The 17,987-nt window shown below is 69.5% G+C and carries 17 protein-coding genes; 9 read left to right on the top strand and 8 right to left on the bottom strand.

Annotation, left to right across the window (positions count from 1 at the left end):
• Window position 1 precedes the first annotated feature (1 nt).
• The 3 genes from VXM69_RS18355 to VXM69_RS18345 are packed head-to-tail and all read left to right on the top strand — an operon-like array spanning window position 2 to window position 3,145.
• The gene (locus VXM69_RS18355) at window positions 2–997 is read left to right on the top strand and encodes an ABC transporter ATP-binding protein (RefSeq protein WP_175029089.1); all 996 of its coding nucleotides are present in this window, start codon (window positions 2–4) and stop codon (window positions 995–997) included.
• Complete coding sequence (locus tag VXM69_RS18350; protein WP_034190294.1) at window positions 994–2,007, top strand: peptide ABC transporter ATP-binding protein; 1,014 nt, start codon at window positions 994–996, stop codon at window positions 2,005–2,007. The genes VXM69_RS18355 and VXM69_RS18350 overlap by 4 nt, the downstream gene beginning before the upstream one ends.
• Window positions 2,000–3,145 (top strand): TraB/GumN family protein, encoded by a 1,146-nt coding sequence (locus tag VXM69_RS18345; protein WP_034190295.1) that lies wholly within the window; start codon window positions 2,000–2,002, stop codon window positions 3,143–3,145. Before VXM69_RS18350 ends, VXM69_RS18345 begins: the two co-directional genes overlap by 8 nt.
• A 545-nt stretch (window positions 3,146–3,690) precedes the next feature.
• Here the strand turns inward: VXM69_RS18345 and pxpA are convergent.
• The 3 genes from pxpA to pxpB are packed head-to-tail and all read right to left on the bottom strand — an operon-like array spanning window position 3,691 to window position 6,232.
• Window positions 3,691–4,455, bottom strand: coding sequence for a 5-oxoprolinase subunit PxpA (gene pxpA, locus VXM69_RS18340; RefSeq protein WP_034190296.1), 765 nt, complete (start codon window positions 4,453–4,455; stop codon window positions 3,691–3,693).
• A gap of 56 nt (window positions 4,456–4,511) precedes the next feature.
• Window positions 4,512–5,579 carry a biotin-dependent carboxyltransferase family protein gene (locus VXM69_RS18335; RefSeq protein WP_069707089.1) on the bottom strand — a complete coding sequence of 356 codons (1,068 nt, stop codon included), beginning with the start codon at window positions 5,577–5,579 and terminating at the stop codon, window positions 4,512–4,514.
• The gene (gene pxpB / locus VXM69_RS18330; RefSeq protein ID WP_367189982.1) at window positions 5,576–6,232 is read right to left on the bottom strand and encodes a 5-oxoprolinase subunit PxpB; all 657 of its coding nucleotides are present in this window, start codon (window positions 6,230–6,232) and stop codon (window positions 5,576–5,578) included. The genes VXM69_RS18335 and pxpB overlap by 4 nt, the downstream gene beginning before the upstream one ends.
• Window positions 6,233–6,380: 148 nt before the next feature.
• On the opposite strand from pxpB, the gene VXM69_RS18325 reads away from it, so the two are divergent.
• The gene (locus VXM69_RS18325; RefSeq protein ID WP_034190299.1) at window positions 6,381–6,893 is read left to right on the top strand and encodes a winged helix DNA-binding protein; all 513 of its coding nucleotides are present in this window, start codon (window positions 6,381–6,383) and stop codon (window positions 6,891–6,893) included.
• A gap of 74 nt (window positions 6,894–6,967) precedes the next feature.
• Here the strand turns inward: VXM69_RS18325 and VXM69_RS18320 are convergent, their stop codons facing one another.
• Window positions 6,968–7,576 (bottom strand): 5-formyltetrahydrofolate cyclo-ligase, encoded by a 609-nt coding sequence (locus VXM69_RS18320; RefSeq protein ID WP_051701040.1) that lies wholly within the window; start codon window positions 7,574–7,576, stop codon window positions 6,968–6,970.
• An 8-nt stretch (window positions 7,577–7,584) separates the two neighbouring features.
• On the opposite strand from VXM69_RS18320, the gene VXM69_RS18315 reads away from it, so the two are divergent.
• The 4 genes from VXM69_RS18315 (at window position 7,585) to VXM69_RS18300 (ending at window position 12,507) form a co-directional block, all read left to right on the top strand.
• Entirely contained in the window at window positions 7,585–9,537 is a 1,953-nt protein-coding gene (locus tag VXM69_RS18315; protein WP_124670511.1) for a lytic transglycosylase domain-containing protein, read from the top strand.
• Window positions 9,538–9,594: 57 nt separating this feature from the next.
• Window positions 9,595–10,554, top strand: a complete 960-nt coding sequence (locus tag VXM69_RS18310; RefSeq protein WP_200086563.1) for a complex I NDUFA9 subunit family protein — start codon at window positions 9,595–9,597, stop codon at window positions 10,552–10,554.
• Between the two features lie 67 nt (window positions 10,555–10,621).
• Window positions 10,622–11,269 carry a glutathione S-transferase family protein gene (locus VXM69_RS18305; protein ID WP_034190302.1) on the top strand — a complete coding sequence of 216 codons (648 nt, stop codon included), beginning with the start codon at window positions 10,622–10,624 and terminating at the stop codon, window positions 11,267–11,269.
• On the top strand, window positions 11,266–12,507 hold the full coding sequence (locus VXM69_RS18300; RefSeq protein WP_034190303.1) for a multifunctional CCA addition/repair protein: 1,242 nt from the start codon (window positions 11,266–11,268) through the stop codon (window positions 12,505–12,507). Before VXM69_RS18305 ends, VXM69_RS18300 begins: the two co-directional genes overlap by 4 nt.
• A gap of 34 nt (window positions 12,508–12,541) precedes the next feature.
• On the opposite strand, the gene VXM69_RS18295 is transcribed toward VXM69_RS18300, so the two are convergent.
• Window positions 12,542–13,303 carry a helix-turn-helix domain-containing protein gene (locus VXM69_RS18295; protein ID WP_034190304.1) on the bottom strand — a complete coding sequence of 254 codons (762 nt, stop codon included), beginning with the start codon at window positions 13,301–13,303 and terminating at the stop codon, window positions 12,542–12,544.
• Window positions 13,304–13,718: 415 nt separating this feature from the next.
• On the opposite strand from VXM69_RS18295, the gene VXM69_RS18290 reads away from it, so the two are divergent.
• Entirely contained in the window at window positions 13,719–15,569 is a 1,851-nt protein-coding gene (locus VXM69_RS18290; RefSeq protein ID WP_367189981.1) for a M24 family metallopeptidase, read from the top strand.
• Between the two features lie 19 nt (window positions 15,570–15,588).
• Here the strand turns inward: VXM69_RS18290 and VXM69_RS18285 are convergent, their stop codons facing one another.
• The 3 genes from VXM69_RS18285 to flgM form a co-directional block, all read right to left on the bottom strand.
• On the bottom strand, window positions 15,589–16,944 hold the full coding sequence (locus VXM69_RS18285; RefSeq protein WP_226254259.1) for an SGNH/GDSL hydrolase family protein: 1,356 nt from the start codon (window positions 16,942–16,944) through the stop codon (window positions 15,589–15,591).
• 151 nt (window positions 16,945–17,095) lie between these two features.
• Entirely contained in the window at window positions 17,096–17,536 is a 441-nt protein-coding gene (locus tag VXM69_RS18280; protein ID WP_034190345.1) for a flagella synthesis protein FlgN, read from the bottom strand.
• A 73-nt stretch (window positions 17,537–17,609) separates the two neighbouring features.
• Window positions 17,610–17,939, bottom strand: a complete 330-nt coding sequence (gene flgM / locus VXM69_RS18275; RefSeq protein ID WP_034190307.1) for a flagellar biosynthesis anti-sigma factor FlgM — start codon at window positions 17,937–17,939, stop codon at window positions 17,610–17,612.
• Window positions 17,940–17,987: the final 48 nt, after the last annotated feature.

Here is a 17,987-nt window from a genome sequence, read left to right as displayed (position 1 = left end):
CATGAGCACTCTTCTGACCATCCGCAATCTCGCGGTGAATTTCAACGGCCTGCCTGCCGTCGACCGGATCAACCTGTCGATCGCGCCGGGCGAGGTGGTGGGCGTCGTCGGCGAATCGGGCTCGGGCAAGAGCGTGACGATGATGGCGCTGATGGGCCTGATCGACGCGCCGGGCAAGGTGACGGCCGACGAGGTCACGTTCAACGGCGTCGACCTGCTGAAGGCGTCGCCGAAGGCGCGCCGCAAGATCGTCGGCAAGGACATCGCGATGGTGTTCCAGGACGCGCTGACGAGCCTGAACCCGAGCTACACGGTCGGCTACCAGATCAAGGAGGTGCTGAAGCTGCACGAAGGGCTGCGCGGCGACGCGCTGAACCGGCGCGCGCTCGAACTGCTCGACCAGGTCGGCATTCCCGACGCGAAGAACCGCATCGCGTCGTTCCCGCACCAGATGTCGGGCGGGATGAACCAGCGCGTGATGATCGCGATGGCCGTCGCATGCAACCCGAAGCTCCTGATCGCCGACGAGCCGACCACCGCGCTCGACGTGACGATCCAGGCGCAGATCATGGATCTGCTCGTGAAGCTGCAGAAGGAGCGCGGGATGGCGCTCGTGCTGATCTCGCACGACCTGGCCGTGGTGTCGGAGGTCGCGCAGCGCGTCGCGGTGATGTACGCGGGCGAGATCATCGAGACCAACAGCGTGCCCGACATCTTCCGTGCGCCGCATCATCCGTACACCGAAGCGCTGCTCGCCGCGATTCCCGAGCACAATCAGGGGGCGCGTCGCCTTGCCGCATTGCCGGGCATGGTGCCGGGCCGCGATGATCGCCCGTCCGGGTGCCTGTTCGCGCCGCGCTGCAAGTACGTCGTCGACGATTGCCGCAAGGCGCGGCCGGCGCTCGACACGCTGGTGCCGGGCAACGACGCGATGCGCGCGCGCTGCATCAAGCCGCTCAATGTTTCCAACCTCGACCTGACGGGAGGCGCACGATGAATGCAGTCCAAGATACGCGCCACGCGTCGCCCGACGAGGACGTCCTGGTGGCCGACGGCCTCGCGAAGCACTATTCGGTGAAGCGCGGGATGTTCGGGCAGGGCACGGTGAAGGCGCTGAACGGCGTGTCGTTCTCGCTGAAACGCGGCAAGACGCTCGCCGTCGTCGGCGAGTCGGGCTGCGGGAAGTCGACGCTCGCGCGCCAGCTCACGATGATCGAGACGCCCACGTCGGGCAGCCTGACGATCGACGGCAAGAATGTCGCCGGCGCGAGCCGCGACACGATCGCCGAGCTGCGCCGCCGCGTGCAGATGGTGTTCCAGAACCCGTTCGCATCGCTGAATCCGCGCAAGACCGTCGAGCAGACGCTGTCCGAGCCGCTCGAGATCAACGCGAACCTGACGGCCGCCGAGCGTGCCGCACGCATCGCGCAGATCATGCGCACGGTCGGCCTGCGGCCCGAACACGCGAAGCGCTATCCGCACATGTTCTCGGGCGGCCAGCGCCAGCGTGTCGCGATCGCGCGCGCGATGATCCTCGATCCGCGCATCGTCGTCGCCGACGAGCCGGTGTCCGCGCTCGACGTGTCGATCCAGGCGCAGATCCTGAACCTGTTCATGGACCTGCAGGAGCAGTTCAAGACGAGCTACGTGTTCATCTCGCACAACCTGTCGGTGGTCGAGCACGTCGCGGACGACGTGATGGTGATGTACTTCGGCAGCGTCGCCGAGCTCGGCGACAAGGCGACGATCTACGCGCGGCCGCGCCACCCGTACACGCGGGCGCTGATGTCGGCGACGCCGGCGATCTTCGAGGAAGACCGCCGCGTGCAGATCAAGCTGCAGGGCGAACTGCCGTCGCCGCTCAATCCGCCGTCGGGCTGCGCGTTCCACCAGCGCTGCCCGTATGCGGTCGAGCGGTGCCGCGCGGAGGAGCCGAAGCTGCGCGAGGTCGACGGCCGGCAGGTGGCCTGCCATCGCGCCGAGGAGGTAGGGGAGGCGAATGCCTGAAGCGTTGGCGGCGCGCGTGTCCGGCGTGCGCCGTGCGGGGGCAAGCGGGGCGCGCGTGATGCGCGCGTACCGCGACGCGCGGCGCTGGAGCGTGCGTACCGTCACGGGCGCGGCGCTGGCCGGCGCGTGCGTGGCGGCCAGCCTCGTGGTTCCCGTCGAATCCGCGCGCGCCGAAGGGCGCGCGCCGGCCACGTCACCGATCCATCCGTCGCAAGTCCCGCCGCCCGGCATGAGCCTGCCGGGCTTCCACGCGCCGTCCGTATCGGACGGCACGGTGTCGCGCGGCACCGTGCGCGTGCAGCCCGCGCGCATGCCGTTCTACGTCGCGACCAAGGGTAACGTCACGCTGTACGTGCTCGGCACGCTGCATACCGGCGACCCGTCCGATTACCCGAGCGCGCAGCCGTTCCGGCCGCGCATCCTGGCGGCGCTCGCCGCGTCGCCGACGCTTGCGCTCGAACTGTCGCCCGACGATCTGCTCGAATCGCAGGACGACGTGTCGAAGTACGGCGTGTGCCGCTACCCGTGCCTGCAACGCCTGCTGCCCGAGCCGTTGTGGCAGCGGCTCGCGGCACGCCTGCGCGGCAACCCGGCCGCGCTCGCCGAGATCCGCAAGATGCGGCCGTGGCTCGCGGCGCTCGTCGTCGAGACCTACGATTCGCTGTCGGCCGGCCTGCAGACCGAATACGGCACCGAGGCCCAGCTGCAGAACGTGTTCCTGAAGAAGAAGGGCGGCCGCGTGATCGGGCTCGAGACGCTCGCCGAACAGATGCGCGCGTTCACCGGGCTGACGCTGGCCGAGCAGCGCGAGATGCTCGCGCAGGACATGGTGCAGACACCCGCGCAGAACGCCGACGACATCAAGGCGCTGCACCGGCTGTGGCGAATTGGAGACGCCGACGCGATCTCCGCGTGGGCCGTCGCGAAGAGCGAGCGGCTCGCGCGTTCGAAGGTGCTGTCGGCGTCGATCGACAACAAGATCGTGTACGAGCGCAACCGGCGCTTCGTTGCACGGATGACTGCAATCGCCGCGCCGAACCGGCCGCTGTTCGTCGCGATCGGCGCGCTGCATCTGGGCGGCCCGCGCGGCGTGCTCGAATTGTTGCGTCAACAAGGTTACAGGGTCGACGCGAACTGATCGCCGCCGTCGCGCCCGAACCGATCCTCCCCTGTTTGATCGACGTCGTTCGGGCCACGTCAAACGCTTGTTTGTACACGCGATTCGATAAGGAAAACCCTCGATTCGTCGGAAAATAGCGTTTCAAACGATTGACATCCCGTTCCGCCAATATCTATTCTTCGATCCACAAGTTGAAAAATTGAAAAGAATAGAAAAAGTTCTACGGGGTAGCAGAAAACAAAGCGCGGGGTGAGCGCGTTGCCGGCACGTGGTGCACACGTGTCGGCCGCGGAAGTGTCTGCATGTACGGCGGGGCCAATCATCGTCGGACAACAACAATACATGCAGGCCGACTTGCGGATAAGCGACGCTCCGTCGTCTGACCGGGGAAGGCAGTGATCGGGCGGCGGCGGACGTTTTTTAATCCGGAATATTTTTCCGGTCCCGTCGAAAGACGGTTTCGGGGGGCGAATCGACAGACGGCGAAGCCGCAGCGATTGCGCCAACGGAAAAGCGCCACGAGGGCGCTTTTTTCTTTTGGGCGGCCGAGATGACGATGCGCGTTACGCGCCTTCGTCGGCCTGCAGCGCGCCGGGGGCCACCACGTCGACGCCGGCAGCCTCCAGCGCCGCGCGAATCCGTTTCGCGAACGCCAGCGCATGCGGCCCGTCGCCGTGCAGGCAGACGGTCTGCGCGTTGAGCGGCACCCATTCGCCGCTCAAGGCACGCACCTGCCGGTTGCGCACCATGTCGAGCGTGCGCGCGAGCACCGCGTCCTCATCGTCGATCAACGCGCCGGGCTGGCTGCGCGGCACGAGCGAGCCGTCCGCGCGGTAGCCGCGGTCGGCGAACACTTCTTCCACCGCGGCAAGCCCCGCATGCCGCGCGGCCGCGACGAACACGCTGTTCGCGAGCCCGAACACCGCGAGCGACGGATCGAAGTCGTGGATCGCGGACACCACCGCATCGGCGATCATCGGGTCGCGCGCGGCCTGGTTGTACAGCGCGCCGTGCGGTTTCACGTGCGCGATGCGCCCGCCTTCGGCCTGCGCGATCGCCGACAGCGCGCCGAGCTGGTACAGCACGCCCGCGTAGATGTCGCCGGCCGGCAGCTGCATTTCCTTGCGGCCGAAATTCTCCGGATCGTGAAAGCTCGGGTGCGCGCCGATCGACACGCCTTTCTGCACGGCCCAGCGCACGCAGTCGCGCATCGCGTTCGCGCCGCCCGCATGCCAGCCGCATGCGATGTTCGCCGACGTGACGAGGTCGAGCAGCGCCTCGTCGGATCCGCATCCTTCGCCGAGATCGGCATTCAGATCGATTTCCATGATGTTCCTCGTCCACTGATGGCGTGGCGCGTCTTTCGTTACTGCTTCCGCCAGGGTCACGCTGCGCGCGATTGGGCGCGGCGGCGCGCTTCTTCTCGCATGTCGATCGCCACGTCGATCTGCCGCAGATAGGCACGTTCCGCGGCGAGGGCGGCGCGCGCGGCGTCGGGGGTCGTGCGCACGAAGCGGATCGGCAGGTTGAGCCGCGCCTGTGCGAGTTTCCACAGATCGGCGCGGATCACCGTGCCGATCTTCGGGTAGCCGCCGGTGGTCTGCGCGTCGTGCATCAGCACGATCGGCTGGCCGTTCGGCGGCACCTGGATCGTACCGGGCAGCACCGCGTGCGACAGCAGCTCGACCGGCTGCTCGCGCACGAGCTCGGCGCCCGCGAGGCGATAGCCCATCCGGTTGCTGTTCGCGGTGACGAGCCATTCCTCGTCCCAGAACGCCTGCTGCGAATCGGCCGCGAACGAGGCGTAGTCGGGGCCCGGCAGCACGCGCACGGGCATCGCCCACGGCGCATGCGCGGGGCGGTGGCGGCGCGGCGGCTCGTCGACGCGCACGAAGGCGCACCACGCGGGCGCCTTCACGCCGAATTCGGGCGCATCGGCCGCGAGGCAGCCCGCGCCGGCCGGCGGCACGCCGACCGGGAGCCGGTCGCCGTCGCGCAGCGTGCGGCCGCCGAGGCCGCCGAAGCGCGACGCGAGATCGGTGCTGCGCGAGCCGAGCATCGGCAGCACGTCGATGCCGCCCGCGATGCACAGATAGCCGCGCATCCCGCGTTTCGCGGCCGGCAGCACGAGCGTCTGGCCGGCCTCGACCGGCAGGCTCCACCACGAATACACGCGCCGGCCGTCGAGCGTCGCGCCGAATTCGGTGCCGGTGATCGCGATGCGCGTCGCGCGCGGGAAGCGGAACGCGGCGGGGCCGATCGTGATCTCGACGGCCGCCGCGTCGGGGCGGTTGCCGACGAGCCGGTTGCCGACCTCGAGCGCGAGGCCGTCGAGCGCGCCGCCCTGCGCGACGCCGAGGTGGCGTGCGCCGCGGCGCCCGAGATCCTGCACGGTCGACAGCGGGCCGGCGCGCAACACCTCGATGGTGCCCGGTGCGTTGCTCTGGGTCATGATGCGTCGACTCCCGCAATGGTGAAGCGCACGCGATCGCCGGGCAGCAGCAGCGTCGGCTGCGGCCGCGCCGGATCGAACAGCACCTGCGACGTGCGGCCGATCAGCTGCCAGCCGCCGGGCGACGTGGCCGGGTAGATGCCCGTCTGCGCGCCGCCGATGCCGACCGAGCCGGCCGGCACCTCGAGGCGCGGCGCCGCGCGGCGCCGCGTGTGCAGCGATGCGTCGAGGCCGCCGAGATACGCGAAGCCCGGCTGGAAGCCGACGAAGAACACGACGTATTCGCCGGCCGCGTGGCGGGCGACGACCTCGTCGGCCGGCAGGCCCGTGTGCGCGGCGACGGCCGCCAGGTCGGGGCCGGCGGCCCCGCCGTACTCGACCGGGATCTCGACCTCGCGGCCGTCCGCGTGCTCGACGTCGGCCGTCTCCCACGCGTCGCGCAGCGCGGGCGTGAGCGATTCGGCCGTCGCGGCGAGCGCGTCGAACACGATGGTCAGGTTGTTCATGCCGGGCACGACGTCGATCACGTCGGGCCACGCGCGCGCGGCCTCGGCAACGGCCCAGACGCGGCGCTGGCAATCGAGCGTGGCGGGCGGCGGCACCTCGCAGACGAGGGCGGCATCGCCGAGCGGATAAATGCGGGGTTGCGTCATCGGGCTGGCACGGTTCGGACGGCAATGTTAGCGCACATTGTCAATAAGATATCGATAAGTTACCAATAAGCGTTTTCGCCTAGCCCGTATACAGCGGCTTCTGGCGTACACTCGGCACACCCTGACATCCTGCTTGCGCCGCCTTTCCATGAAGCGTCATCCGACCAAGATCGTGTCATCCGAACACCTCGTTTCCGATTCGAGCGCGGAGCTGTCGGAGCTCGAATACGGGCTCATCATGGCCGGCAACGCATTCAACCGCTGGATGGTGCGCTGCATGTCGGCGGCCGGCGCGAAGGACATGACGGCGGTCGAGGTGTCGCTGCTGCATCACGTCAGCCATCGCGAACGCAAGAAGAAGCTCGCCGACATCTGCTTCGTGCTCAATATCGAGGATACGCACGTCGCGACCTATGCGCTGAAAAAACTGATCGCGCGCGGCTATGTGAAGAGCGAGAAGAGCGGCAAGGAAGCCTTTTTCTTCGCGACCGACGCGGGCCGCGAGCTGTGCCTGAAATACCGCGAGGTGCGCGAGCACTGCCTGATCGAGACGCTGAAGGACAGCGGGCTCACCAACGAGCAGATCGGCGACGCGGCGCAGTTGTTGCGCCACGCGTCGGGCCTCTACGACACGGCCGCGCGCGCGGCGGCGTCGCTGTAAACGATTGCCCGGGCGGTTGCGCGCGGCGTTGCGCTGACGGGCCGGCGACGACGATCGCGGCGCCGCGCGCCGCGTCATCCGGCGGCCGGGTAGAGCGCGCCGTCGGTCACGATCCAGCGCAGCGCGAGATCGTGCGCTTCGGCCGGCAGCGCGTCGACGCGGCACGCTTCATAGGCGATGCCGACCGTCACGGGCGGCGCGTCGCCCGGCCACGCGGCGAGCGTGCGGTCGTAATAGCCGCCGCCGTAGCCGAGCCGGTAGCGCTCCGGATCGAATCCCACACAGGGAATCAGCAACAGGTCGGGCACGACGACGATTCCCGACGCCGGTTCCGGAATCCGGTGATGACCTTCGCGCATCGGCGTGTGCGCATCCCATGCATGGAACGCGAGCGGCGCATGACGCGCGCCGATCACCGGCAACGCGGCGCGCCGGCCGGCGCCCGCCGCGCACCAGGCGAGCACCGCGTCGCGCGCATCGAATTCCCCGGGCAGCGGCCAGTAGAAGCCGACCGTGCGCGGCGCCAGACGGTCGAGCAGCAAGCGCAGGCGGGCGTCGAGCGCGGCGTTCGCGGCGGGCTGCGACGCGGCGTCGCGACGCGCGCCGGACAGCGTTTTGCGCAGCGCAACCTTCGGGTTCGGCACAGGGTTGCGTGCTATGCTTTCGCTCACTTCGTGCTCCATTCAAATCGATGTCGAACAGCCTTTTCCGAGTATATCGCGCGGTCGCGCTGACGCTTTCGGCCGCCGCGCTCGTCGCCGGTACGGCCGCGTGCGCCGCGCCGAACGACGACACGGTCGCCGGGGATGACCAGATCTTCGTACAGCTTCGCGAAGCCGCACGCCGCAACGACGCCGCGAAAGCCGCGCAGCTCGCGTCGATGATCCCGAACTATCCGGTCCCGTCCTACGTCGAGTATTTCCAGATCAAGCCGCAGCTGTTCGATTCGACGGGACGCGCGCGCGTCGATGCGCCGGACGCGCCCGTGCAGTCGTTCCTGCAGCGCTACGACGGCCAGGCGATCGCCGACCGCCTGCGCAACGATTACCTGCTCGTGCTCGGCGCGCGCCACGACTGGCGCAACTTCGACGACCAGTACAAGCGCTTCGTGCTCGACGACGACACGCAGGTCAAGTGCTACGCGCTCGAATCGCGCGCGGCGCGCGGCGAGAACGTCGCCGACGCGGCGCGGGCGCTGCTCGTCGAGCCGAAGAACTACGGCGACGCGTGCGTCGACCTGATCACCGCGCTCACCGTCAACCAGCAGTTCACGAGCGACGACGTGTGGCAGCAGGCGCGCCTCGCCTACGAGCAGAACTACACGACGCTCGGCGGCAAGATCGTCGACGCGCTCGGCCCGCGCCCGGTCGGTTTCGACCAGGCGACGAGCGCGCCGCCGCTGTACCTCGCGCGCGGCGTCGGCGCCGACGCGACGTCGCATCAGCTCGCGCTGATCGCACTCGGCCGCATGGCGCGCAACGATCCGGACGCCGCCGCGGGGATGCTGACGACGGTCGCGCCGTCGCTGACCAAGCAGGAACAGGCGATCGCGTGGGGCGCGATCGGCTACCAGGGCGCGATCAAGCGTTCGCCGCTCGCGTCGGTCTGGTACGCGAAATCCACGAACGCGCCGCTGTCGAATCCGGGCTACGAATGGCGCACGCGTGCCGCGCTGCTCGCCGGCAACTGGCCGATGGTGCGCTGGTCGATCGAGCAGATGCCGCCGTCGCTGCGCAACGATCCGGCGTGGATCTACTGGCATGCGCGCGCGCTCAAGCAGAGCGGCGACACGCTGCAGGCGAACCAGGAATTCGAGCAGGTCGCCGGGCAGTTCAACTTCTACGGGCAGCTCGCCGGCGAAGAGCTCGGCCAGCGCACGTCGATCCCGCCGCGCACCAAGGTGAGCGACGCCGAGATCGACGCGATGGGCAAGATTCCGGGCTTCGCGCTCGCGCAGCGCTTCTACGCGCTGAACCTGCGCCTCGAAGGCAATCGCGAATGGAACTGGCCGCTGCGCGGGATGACCGATCGCCAGCTGCTCGCGGCCGCCGAATACGGCAAGCGCGTCGAGCTGCTCGACCGCACGGTCAACACGGCCGACCGCACGAAGGCCGAGCACGACTTCACGCTGCGCTACCCGTCGCCGTACCGCAACATCGTCGAGCGCTATGCGCAATCGACGGGCCTCGACGTCGAATGGGCGTACGGGCTGATCCGCCAGGAATCGCGCTTCATCATCAGCGCGCGTTCGTCGGTGGGCGCGGGCGGCCTGATGCAGCTGATGCCCGCGACGGCCCAGATGGTCGCGAAGAAGCTCGGCATGGGCACGATCACGCGTGCGCAGATGCACGACATCGATACCAACATCCAGCTCGGCACCTGGTATCTGGCGGACATCTACAACAACTTCGACAGCTCGCCGGTGCTCGCCACCGCCGGCTACAACGCGGGCCCGGGCCGGCCGCGCCAGTGGCGCCAGGTGTTGACGCAGCCGGTCGAAGGCGCGATCTTCGCGGAGACGATTCCGTTCAACGAGACGCGCGACTACGTGAAGAACGTGCTGTCGAATACCGTCTACTACGCGGCGCTCTTCGAGGGCAAACCGCAGTCGTTGAAGAAACGTCTAGGCATGATCTCGCCCTGATACGCAATCTTCACACTGCCGCGCGAGACGCGGCAGTGCTCTTTTGAGGTTCCGAACATGGATCGCCAGACCGTCGCGCTGCTGGGCGGCACCGGCTTCATCGGCAGCCGGCTCGTCAATGCGCTGATCGACGCCGGCAAGCAGGTACGGATCGGCACGCGCCGGCGCGACCACGCGCGCCACCTCCAGATGCTGCCGGTCGAGATCGTCGAGCTCGACGCCCTCGACACGCGCACGCTCGCGCGCTTCGTCGCCGGCGCGCACGCGGCGATCAACCTGGTCGGCGTGCTGCACGGCGGCCGCGGCACGCCGTACGGGCCCGGTTTCGAGCGCGCGCACGTCGCGCTGCCGGCCGCGCTCGCGAGCGCCTGCACCGAGGTCGGCGTGCGGCGCCTGCTGCACATGAGCGCGCTCGGCGCCGATTCGCGCGGCCCGAGCATGTACCAGCGCTCGAAGGGCGACGGCGAAGCCGCGCTGCACGCGGTCGCGGCGACCAATTCGCTCGCGCTGACGATCTTCCGCCCGTCGGTCGTGTTCGGCCCCGGCGACGCGTTCCTCAACACGTTCGCGAACCTGCAGCGCACGGTGCCCGTGCTGCCGCTCGCGATGCCCGATGCGCGCTTCCAGCCGGTGTTCGTCGGCGACGTCGTGCGCGCGTTCGTCAACACCCTCGATCTCGCGGCCGCGCACGGCAAGACCTACGAACTCGGCGGGCCGACCGTCTATACGCTCGAGCAGCTGGTGCGCTATTGCGGCACGCTGGTCGGCCGGCAGGCACGCATCGTGCGGCTGCCCGACGCGCTCGCGCGGCTGCAGGCGCGCGTGTTCGAATGCCTGCCCGGCGAGCCCGTGATCACACGCGACAACCTCGCGTCGATGTCGGTGCCGAACGTGCTGTCCGGCCCGCTCGCGCCGGAACTCGGGATCTCGCCCGCGAGTCTCGAAAGCATCGCGCCCGCGTATCTCGGCGAAGCGTCGAAGCGCTCGCGCTTCGACTGGTTCCGCTCGCGCCGCTAGCGCGCCGCGCGGGGCGCGGACGTTCAGCCCCTTTCCGTTTCCTTTTTGCGTTGTCCGGAAAACCGTCATGAAACTCGTCATTGGTGACAAGAACTACTCGTCGTGGTCGATGCGCCCGTGGGTGCTGCTTACGCATTTCGGCATCCCGTTCGACGAGATCGCGGTCGAGTTGCGCCGCGACGACACCGCCGCGCGTATCCTCGAGTATTCGCCGTCCGGCAAGGTGCCGTGCCTCGTCGACGATCACGGCGTCGCGATCTGGGATTCGCTCGCGATCGCCGAGACGCTCGCCGAGCGCTATCCGCAGTTGCCGATGTGGCCGGCCGACCCGCTCGAGCGGGCGCATGCGCGCTGCGTGTCGGCCGAGATGCACGCGGGCTTCGCGGCGCTGCGCACGCAGATGGGCATGAACGTGCGCGCGTCGATGCCGGGGCGCGGCGCGACGCCGGATGCGCTCGCCGACGTCGCGCGCATCGATGCGCTGTGGAGCGCGTGCCTCGAGGCGTCGGGCGGGCCGTTCCTGTTCGGCGAATTCGGGATCGCCGATGCGATGTACGCGCCGGTGGTGATGCGCTTCAACACGTATGCGCCGGGCCTGTCGCCGGAAGCGGCCGGCTACGCGGCGCGCGTGACGGCGCTGCCGGCCGTGCAGCGCTGGATCGACGCCGCGCGCCGCGAAACGACCGTGATCGCCGAATACGAGCCGACGCCATGAATATCTACGCAGTAGGCGGAGCGATCCGCGACGAATTGCTCGGCGTGCCCGTGCAGGACCGCGACTACGTGGTGGTGGGCGCGACGCCCGAGCAGATGGCCGCGCAGGGGTTCCGGCCGGTCGGCAAGGATTTCCCGGTGTTCCTGCATCCGCAGACGCAGGAGGAGTACGCGCTGGCGCGCACCGAGCGCAAGACGGCGGCCGGCTATCACGGCTTCCAGTTCCACTACGCGCCGGACGTGACGCTCGACGAGGATCTCGCGCGGCGCGACCTGACGATCAACGCGATGGCGCGCGAGGTGAGCCCGGAAGGCGGGCTGGTCGGGCCCGTGATCGATCCGTTCGACGGGCAGGCCGACCTGCGGGCGCGCGTGTTCCGGCACGTGAGCGACGCATTCGTCGAGGATCCGGTGCGGATCCTGCGCATTGCGCGCTTTGCCGCACGGTTCGCGGATTTCACGGTGGCGGACGAAACGCTCGCGCTGATGCGCCGGATGGTCGACGCGGGGGAGGTCGACGCGCTCGTGCCCGAACGCGTATGGCAGGAAATCGCGCGCGGGCTGATGGAGGCGAAGCCGTCGCGGATGTTCGCGGTGCTGCGCGAGTGCGGCGCGCTCGTGCGCATCCTGCCCGAGGTCGACGCGCTGTGGGGCGTGCCGCAGCGCGCCGACTACCACCCGGAAGTCGATACCGGCGTGCACGTGATGATGGTGGTCGACTATGCGGCGAAGCAGCGCTATTCGCTGCCGGTGCGCTTCGCGGCGCTCACGCACGATCTCGGCAAGGCGACGACGCCCGCCGACGTGCTGCCGCGCCACGTCGGCCACGAAGGCCGCAGCGTCGACCTGCTCAAGCCGTTGTGCGAGCGGCTGCGCGTGCCGAACGAGTGCCGCGATCTCGCGCTGGTGGTCGCGCGCGAGCACGGCAACCTGCATCGCGTGATGGAGATGGGCGCGGCCGCGCTGGTGCGGCTGTTCGAGCGCAGCGATGCGCTGCGCAAGCCCGCGCGTTTCGCCGAGATGCTGCAGGCGTGCGAATCGGATGCGCGCGGGCGGCTCGGGCTCGAGACGCAGCCGTATCCGCAGGCCGAGCGGTTGCGTGTCGCGCTCGCGGCGGCGCGCAGCGTCGATGCCGGCGCGATCGCGCGCGGCATCGGCAACGACGCGGAGAAGATCAAGGATGCCGTGCATCGCGCGCGGATCCAGGCCGTCGCGCAAGCGCTCGAGATCGGCGAATAAGGGCGGCGAACCGGGCGGCGCGCGCCCGCGGCCGCTACGACTTCTTCTTGCGCGCCGGGGTGGCGGCCGCCGCGCGTTTGCCGGGGGCCGCGCGCGGCTTCGCCGAAGCCTGCGGGTCTGCCGTACCGGCCTTGGCCGGCCGTGCCGCATCGGCGCCGCGATCGCCGCGTCGGGTCACGCGCGGCTTACCCGCGGCCGGCTGCCTGATGTCCATCGTCGCCGACGCCAGTTCGGCACACCGGTCGTCGAACAGCGGGAGCGTGCCGACCGCGATCAGCTCGGCCGGCCCGTCGCCGACGTTCGCGACCCGATGCCGCTTGCGCGCATCGAAGTGCAGCGAATCGCCGGGCGCCAGCGGGTAAACCTTCTTGCCGATCGTGTAGCAGATGCGGCCGGCCAGCACGTACACGAACTCGTCGCCGCCGTGCGACACCCATTCCGAGCGGTAGCCTTCCATCATCCGCACCTTGAGCGCGTTGACCTGGCTGCCGTCGAAGGTGGTGGAGAGCCGCTCGTACCACTGCGACGTGGCGTCGAGCGCGTACGGCTGGCGGCTGCCTTCGTGCGAATCGGGCTGCGCCTGGCGCGGCTGGTCGATCAGCGCGCCGAGCGGGACGTCGAGCGCCTTGGCGACGTTGACGAGCGAAGACAGCGAGATGCCGGTGAGATGCCGCTCGACCTGCGACAGGAACCCGACCGACAGCTTCGCCTCGGTCGCGACTTCCAGCAGCGTCTTCTTCGCTTCCCGGCGCAGGCGGCGAATGCGCAGGCCGATACGCATGATGTCTGAATCCATGAATCTCTTTCGTGGCAACGAGTCGGCAGGCGAGCGGAGAGGCGGTGCAGTCGCCGGGACTTGCTTTCCGCGCATCGCACGAAGCACGGCCGCCGGGACGGCGATGCCGGCGCATTGTACCGCGCGGTGTCGCCGGGCGATCTGGCGCTGTGCCGGGATCCGCAGCCGTCGTGCCGATTTTAGTCCTACGAAAATTTTAGCTTGACCTCAATTTCAGCGTGCTCTAGATTCTGTCGCGCATCAAACAAAGTTAAGTGAGACAAAAATTCCCCGAGGGCCTGCTGCCGGAACGGCACCGCGGCCCGGCTGCGCGCCGGGCCGTGCGTGATCCGCGCCAGGGCGGCGTGTCGCTTCAGGCATGCGCCATGCCGCGTCACGCCGCCGGCCGCCGACAACAATGAATAACGGGCACACGATGATCGATCGACTGAAATACAGCTTCTCCGGCCTGCCTCCGTACGACGCGTCCGTCGCCGACACGCAGGCCGGCCTGTCGCGCCTGCTCGACGCCGCGCGCCTCGACGCGGTGGTCGTCACGTCGCAGGACGAATACGTGACCGAGTACCTGCCGCGCAGCAACAATCCGCGCTACGCGCTGTCGGGCTTCGACGGGTCGGCCGGCTGCGGGATCTTCCTGAGCGCGGCCACCGCGCAGGCGCTCGGCGTGCCGCCGTTCGTGCTGTTCGTCGATGGCCGGTATCACCTGCAGGCCGAGCAGCAGTGCGATCCGGCGCGCGTGCATATCGAGAAGCTCGGGATGAACGTGACGATCTGGCAGGCGATGGCCGACTGGCTGGTCGCGCATGCGAGCCGGCTCGCGCGGGTCGGCTACGACGCGCTGCGGATCAGCGTCGCGCAGCGCGACCGGCTATTCGCGCAGACGCAGGCCGCGTCGCTCGACTGGACGGGCCTCGCCGATCGCGAGATCGACCGCGCGATCGCGCTGCCGGGCTGGATCGTCGAGCGGCCGATCTTCGAGGTGCCGGAATCGATGACGGGCCTGAGCGTCGCGCAGAACCTCGACACGCTGAACCGCCGGCTCGCCGCGCATACCGGCGCGGCCGACGGCAAGACCGCGTTCTTCTCGTGCGCGTCGGACGATCTCGCGTATCTGCTGAACAGCCGCGGTTTTCACATCCCGAATGCGTCGTCGCACCTCGGTTTCCTGTTCGCGGTCGGCGGCCAGGTCGTGCTGTTCCTGCCGGAAGGCTGCGATCGCTGCCCGGTCGCGCTCGATTCGTATCCGGCGCTGCACGTGATCCGCCGCGATGTCGCGGCGCTCGAGCGCTTTCTCGCGCGGTTCGCGGTCGAGCACGTGTGCTACGGCTTCGAATCGGTGAATTGCGCGCTCGTCGACGCGGTGAGCCGCGTGTGGCCGCACGCGCGGCATGCCGATTTCAACCCGGTCGAGGCGATGCGGGCGAGCAAGACGCCGGCGGTGCTCGAGCGCTTCCGCGACGCATTCGCGCGCAGCTCCGCGGCGATCGCCGAGACGATGCGCTGGGCGAAGACCGGCGAGCCGGGCGCCCGCCATACCGAATACGACCTGGCGCGCACGATCAACGACGCGTACGGCGCGCGTTCGGCCGTCGCGTTGACGTTTCCGTCGATCGCGGCGAACGGCGCGAACAGCGCGTTCGCGCACTACACGGCGGCGAGCGCCGGCGTCGAGCTGACGGAAGGCGAGCTCGTGCTGCTCGACAGCGGCGCTTACTACGAAGCCGGCTTCGCGACGGACTGCACGCGCGTCGTGCTGCGTCGCACGCGTCCGGATACGGTGGCGCAGCCGTGGCAGCGCGAGATCTACACCGTCGCGCTGAAGGCCTGCATCAAGGGGCTCGTCGCGCGCTTCCCGAGCACGGCGACGGGCGCCGACGTCGATGCGCTCGTGCGGCAGGTGTGTCGCGACCACGGCCACGATTTCGGCCACGGCACCGGGCATGGCGTCGGGATTCACGTGCACGAGGGCGGCGTGCGGTTCGCGCCGGGCGCGAAGTACGGGCTGGTGCCGAATGCGGTGATTTCGGTCGAGCCGGGCATCTACCTGGCGGGCAAGGGCGGCGTGCGGATCGAGAACATCGTGATCATCCGGCCCGACGACACGCAGCCGGATACCGTGACGTTCGAGAACATCGTGACGGTCGGCTACGACTGGGACCTGATCGATCTCGACCTGCTCGACGACGGCGAGCGCGCGTACCTGCGCGACTACGAGCGGCTGTGCGTGGAGCGCGGCACGCAGGTCACCGCGTGTCCGCTGCTGTAGGCACCGCCGCCCGCGGCGGTCAGTTCAGCAGGCGCGCGCGCACGAACGGCGCGATCCGCTCGGCGAGCCACGCATGCGTGCGCGTCGTCGGGTGCAGCGTGTCCCAGAACACGAAGCGCGCCGGGTCGCGGCAGTCCGCCCGCGGCGTCTGCGCGCCCAGGTAGGTGAGCGACGACGGTTTCGGGATGTCGAGGCACGCGCGCGTCGCGTCGTCGAAGCCGTACCGGGCCGGGTGGCTCAGCAGGTCGTCGAACGGCGCATAGGCGTCGAACACCTCGAGCCGCAGCGCCGCGCCGTAGCGATCGCGCAGCGCGGCGGCCGCGTCGACGAGCCGCCGGTTGTAGTCCCTGACCTGCGCGGCGACGCTCGCCGTGTCGGCGCGGGTCGCGAACACCGGCGCGCGCGACACGTCCGGCAGCGTGACGAGCATGATCCGCGTCGCGCCGGCCGCGGCGAGCCGCTCGAGGCTGTCGCGCACCGCATTCGCCGCCTGCTCGGGCGAGCGCCCGTAGTTCACGAGATCGTTGCCGCCCGCGAACACCGCGAACAGCGTGTTGGCGGGCCGGTAGTCCGGCGCGCGATCCATGTATTCGCGCCACGAGTCGATCTGCTGCACGAGGCCCGGCACGACGAGGTGCTGGTCGGTCGCCGCGCCGCCGATCGCCCAGTTGTAGAACGGCAGCCGCAGCGCGTTGGCGAGATATTCGGCCCACACCGGGCCGTTGCTGAAGCGCCCCGCATGCCAGCTCGTGCCGTTCGGCAGCTTCCACTGGCTCGCGTTGAACATGTTCTGGGTGTCGGACAGGCTGTCGCCGAACACGATCAACTTGTTGACGCGCGCATCCCGCCGCGCGTCGTCGAGGGTCCACACCGTGTAGTTGAACGACAGCGCGTTGTTGGCCGCGACCGCCTGCGTGAGGCCGGCCTGGATGCCTTTCGCGGCCAGCGTCTTGCGGCACACGTCGGCGAGCGTGTCCTGCGGCGTCGTGCTGTAGAACATGTTCTTCCACTGCGTGGCGCCGTCGGCCCACCAGTAGCCGGGCACGCGATACCAGTCGCCGCCGGCCGGGTCGCGCGCCCATTCGTAGGTCGCGGCCGGCTTCAGCGGATCCGCGTCGATCCGGTACCAGCAGCGCAGGTACGTGTAGGTGTCGGACCCGCGGCGCGCGGCGCGCGCCGTCGCGCCGGGCGTGCCCGACGCGGCCGGCGGCGCGACGTCGGGGCCGGCCGGCGACAACGACATGTCGCCCGTCGGCGTGGGCAGCGGCGCGGGGCCGGCGGCGCGCGCGGCGGGGAGCGTCAGCGCGGCGCCCAGCGCCGCGGCAGCGGAAACGGCGACGATACGGGAAAACAACGGAATACGGAAATACGGCATGCGGCCCTCTTCTGATTGTTGTGACGGGACGGCGGCGCGGTTGCGCGGCCGTGTATCGGAAGGGACCGTGGGTGCCGGGCTCGGGCTCGGTCTGTCGAATCGTGAGTGGCCGCGAACGGCGGCGAGAGGCGGTGAGTGCGGCGGCGGCCGGTCAGCGGGCCAGCGCCGAGACGCGCCCGTCCGGGCCGTAGACGCCGGTGGGTGCGGGCGCCGAGCGCAGCACCGCGAGCGCGCGCTCGTTGTAGTCCATCCGGATGCGGATCAGCATTCCGTTGTTCGCATTGGCCTGGCGCGCGCGTTCGGCGGCCTGCTGCAGCAACTGCCAGCGGCCCGCGAGGCGCGCATCGCGCTCGGCGGCCTGGTCCATGCCCTTCTTGCCGGCCGGAAAACCGAGCGCGGAAAGCTGCGTGTCGCGCGTGCGTTCGAGCTGCGCGAGCCGGTCGATCAGCGCGCTTTTCCTTTCGACGATGCCGGGCAGCATCTCGAGCGGCTCGGCCGTCGTCAGCGCCTTTTCCTCGTAGACGAGCAGGGACGCGAACGCTTCGACCGTCGCGTGTTCGTCGTTGACCGTGGCCAGCAGCTCTTCTCTCATCGCGTCATGCTCGTCGCGCCGGTGCGCGCGGTGGGCGCGCGCCGGCAAACCGGTGGAACCGGCCTGGGCCGGCTTAGTTACCCTGCGGGCGCTGCTGCTGCAGCAGCTCGCGGGCGGTGTTCAATACGCCGTCGGCAATCTTGCTCGCGTCGATCGTCAACGTGCCGTTGTTCAGCGCGTCCTTGATCGACTGGACCAGGCCCGTGTCGATATCGGCGTCGCCCGACGCGGATACCGAGCGCAGCTGGCCGGACAGACCCGACAGGTTCACGCTCGTGTCGCCGCCGGTCGATCCGGCGTCGGCCGCCGGCGCGGACGACTGGGCCGTGCCGGATTGCGCACGGGACGCGCCGTTGCCGGTCGGCGCCAGGGGGCTCGGGTTCGGAGTGGAATCGATCTTCACGATGGGTTTCCTGTACGGTTTGACCCAGATAACGGCCGGGTCGGCCCG

The sequence above is a fragment of the Burkholderia sp. Ed8 genome, from assembly GCF_040761425.1.
Classification (GTDB): domain Bacteria; phylum Pseudomonadota; class Gammaproteobacteria; order Burkholderiales; family Burkholderiaceae; genus Burkholderia; species Burkholderia seminalis.
This window is presented reverse-complemented; position numbering and strand designations above follow the sequence as displayed.

Excerpts from the sequence above, each read along its gene's own strand:
- VXM69_RS18355 (WP_175029089.1), top strand. The coding sequence starts at position 2 with ATGAGCACTCTTCTGACCATCCGCAATCTCGCGGTGAATTTCAACGGC.
- VXM69_RS18350 (WP_034190294.1), top strand. The coding sequence starts at position 994 with ATGAATGCAGTCCAAGATACGCGCCACGCGTCGCCCGACGAGGACGTC.
- VXM69_RS18345 (WP_034190295.1), top strand. The coding sequence starts at position 2,000 with ATGCCTGAAGCGTTGGCGGCGCGCGTGTCCGGCGTGCGCCGTGCGGGG.
- pxpA (WP_034190296.1), bottom strand. The coding sequence starts at position 4,455 with ATGGAAATCGATCTGAATGCCGATCTCGGCGAAGGATGCGGATCCGAC.
- VXM69_RS18335 (WP_069707089.1), bottom strand. The coding sequence starts at position 5,579 with ATGACCCAGAGCAACGCACCGGGCACCATCGAGGTGTTGCGCGCCGGC.
- pxpB (WP_367189982.1), bottom strand. The coding sequence starts at position 6,232 with ATGACGCAACCCCGCATTTATCCGCTCGGCGATGCCGCCCTCGTCTGC.
- VXM69_RS18325 (WP_034190299.1), top strand. The coding sequence starts at position 6,381 with ATGAAGCGTCATCCGACCAAGATCGTGTCATCCGAACACCTCGTTTCC.
- VXM69_RS18320 (WP_051701040.1), bottom strand. The coding sequence starts at position 7,576 with ATGGAGCACGAAGTGAGCGAAAGCATAGCACGCAACCCTGTGCCGAAC.
- VXM69_RS18315 (WP_124670511.1), top strand. The coding sequence starts at position 7,585 with ATGTCGAACAGCCTTTTCCGAGTATATCGCGCGGTCGCGCTGACGCTT.
- VXM69_RS18310 (WP_200086563.1), top strand. The coding sequence starts at position 9,595 with ATGGATCGCCAGACCGTCGCGCTGCTGGGCGGCACCGGCTTCATCGGC.
- VXM69_RS18305 (WP_034190302.1), top strand. The coding sequence starts at position 10,622 with ATGAAACTCGTCATTGGTGACAAGAACTACTCGTCGTGGTCGATGCGC.
- VXM69_RS18300 (WP_034190303.1), top strand. The coding sequence starts at position 11,266 with ATGAATATCTACGCAGTAGGCGGAGCGATCCGCGACGAATTGCTCGGC.
- VXM69_RS18295 (WP_034190304.1), bottom strand. The coding sequence starts at position 13,303 with ATGGATTCAGACATCATGCGTATCGGCCTGCGCATTCGCCGCCTGCGC.
- VXM69_RS18290 (WP_367189981.1), top strand. The coding sequence starts at position 13,719 with ATGATCGATCGACTGAAATACAGCTTCTCCGGCCTGCCTCCGTACGAC.
- VXM69_RS18285 (WP_226254259.1), bottom strand. The coding sequence starts at position 16,944 with ATGCCGTATTTCCGTATTCCGTTGTTTTCCCGTATCGTCGCCGTTTCC.
- VXM69_RS18280 (WP_034190345.1), bottom strand. The coding sequence starts at position 17,536 with ATGAGAGAAGAGCTGCTGGCCACGGTCAACGACGAACACGCGACGGTC.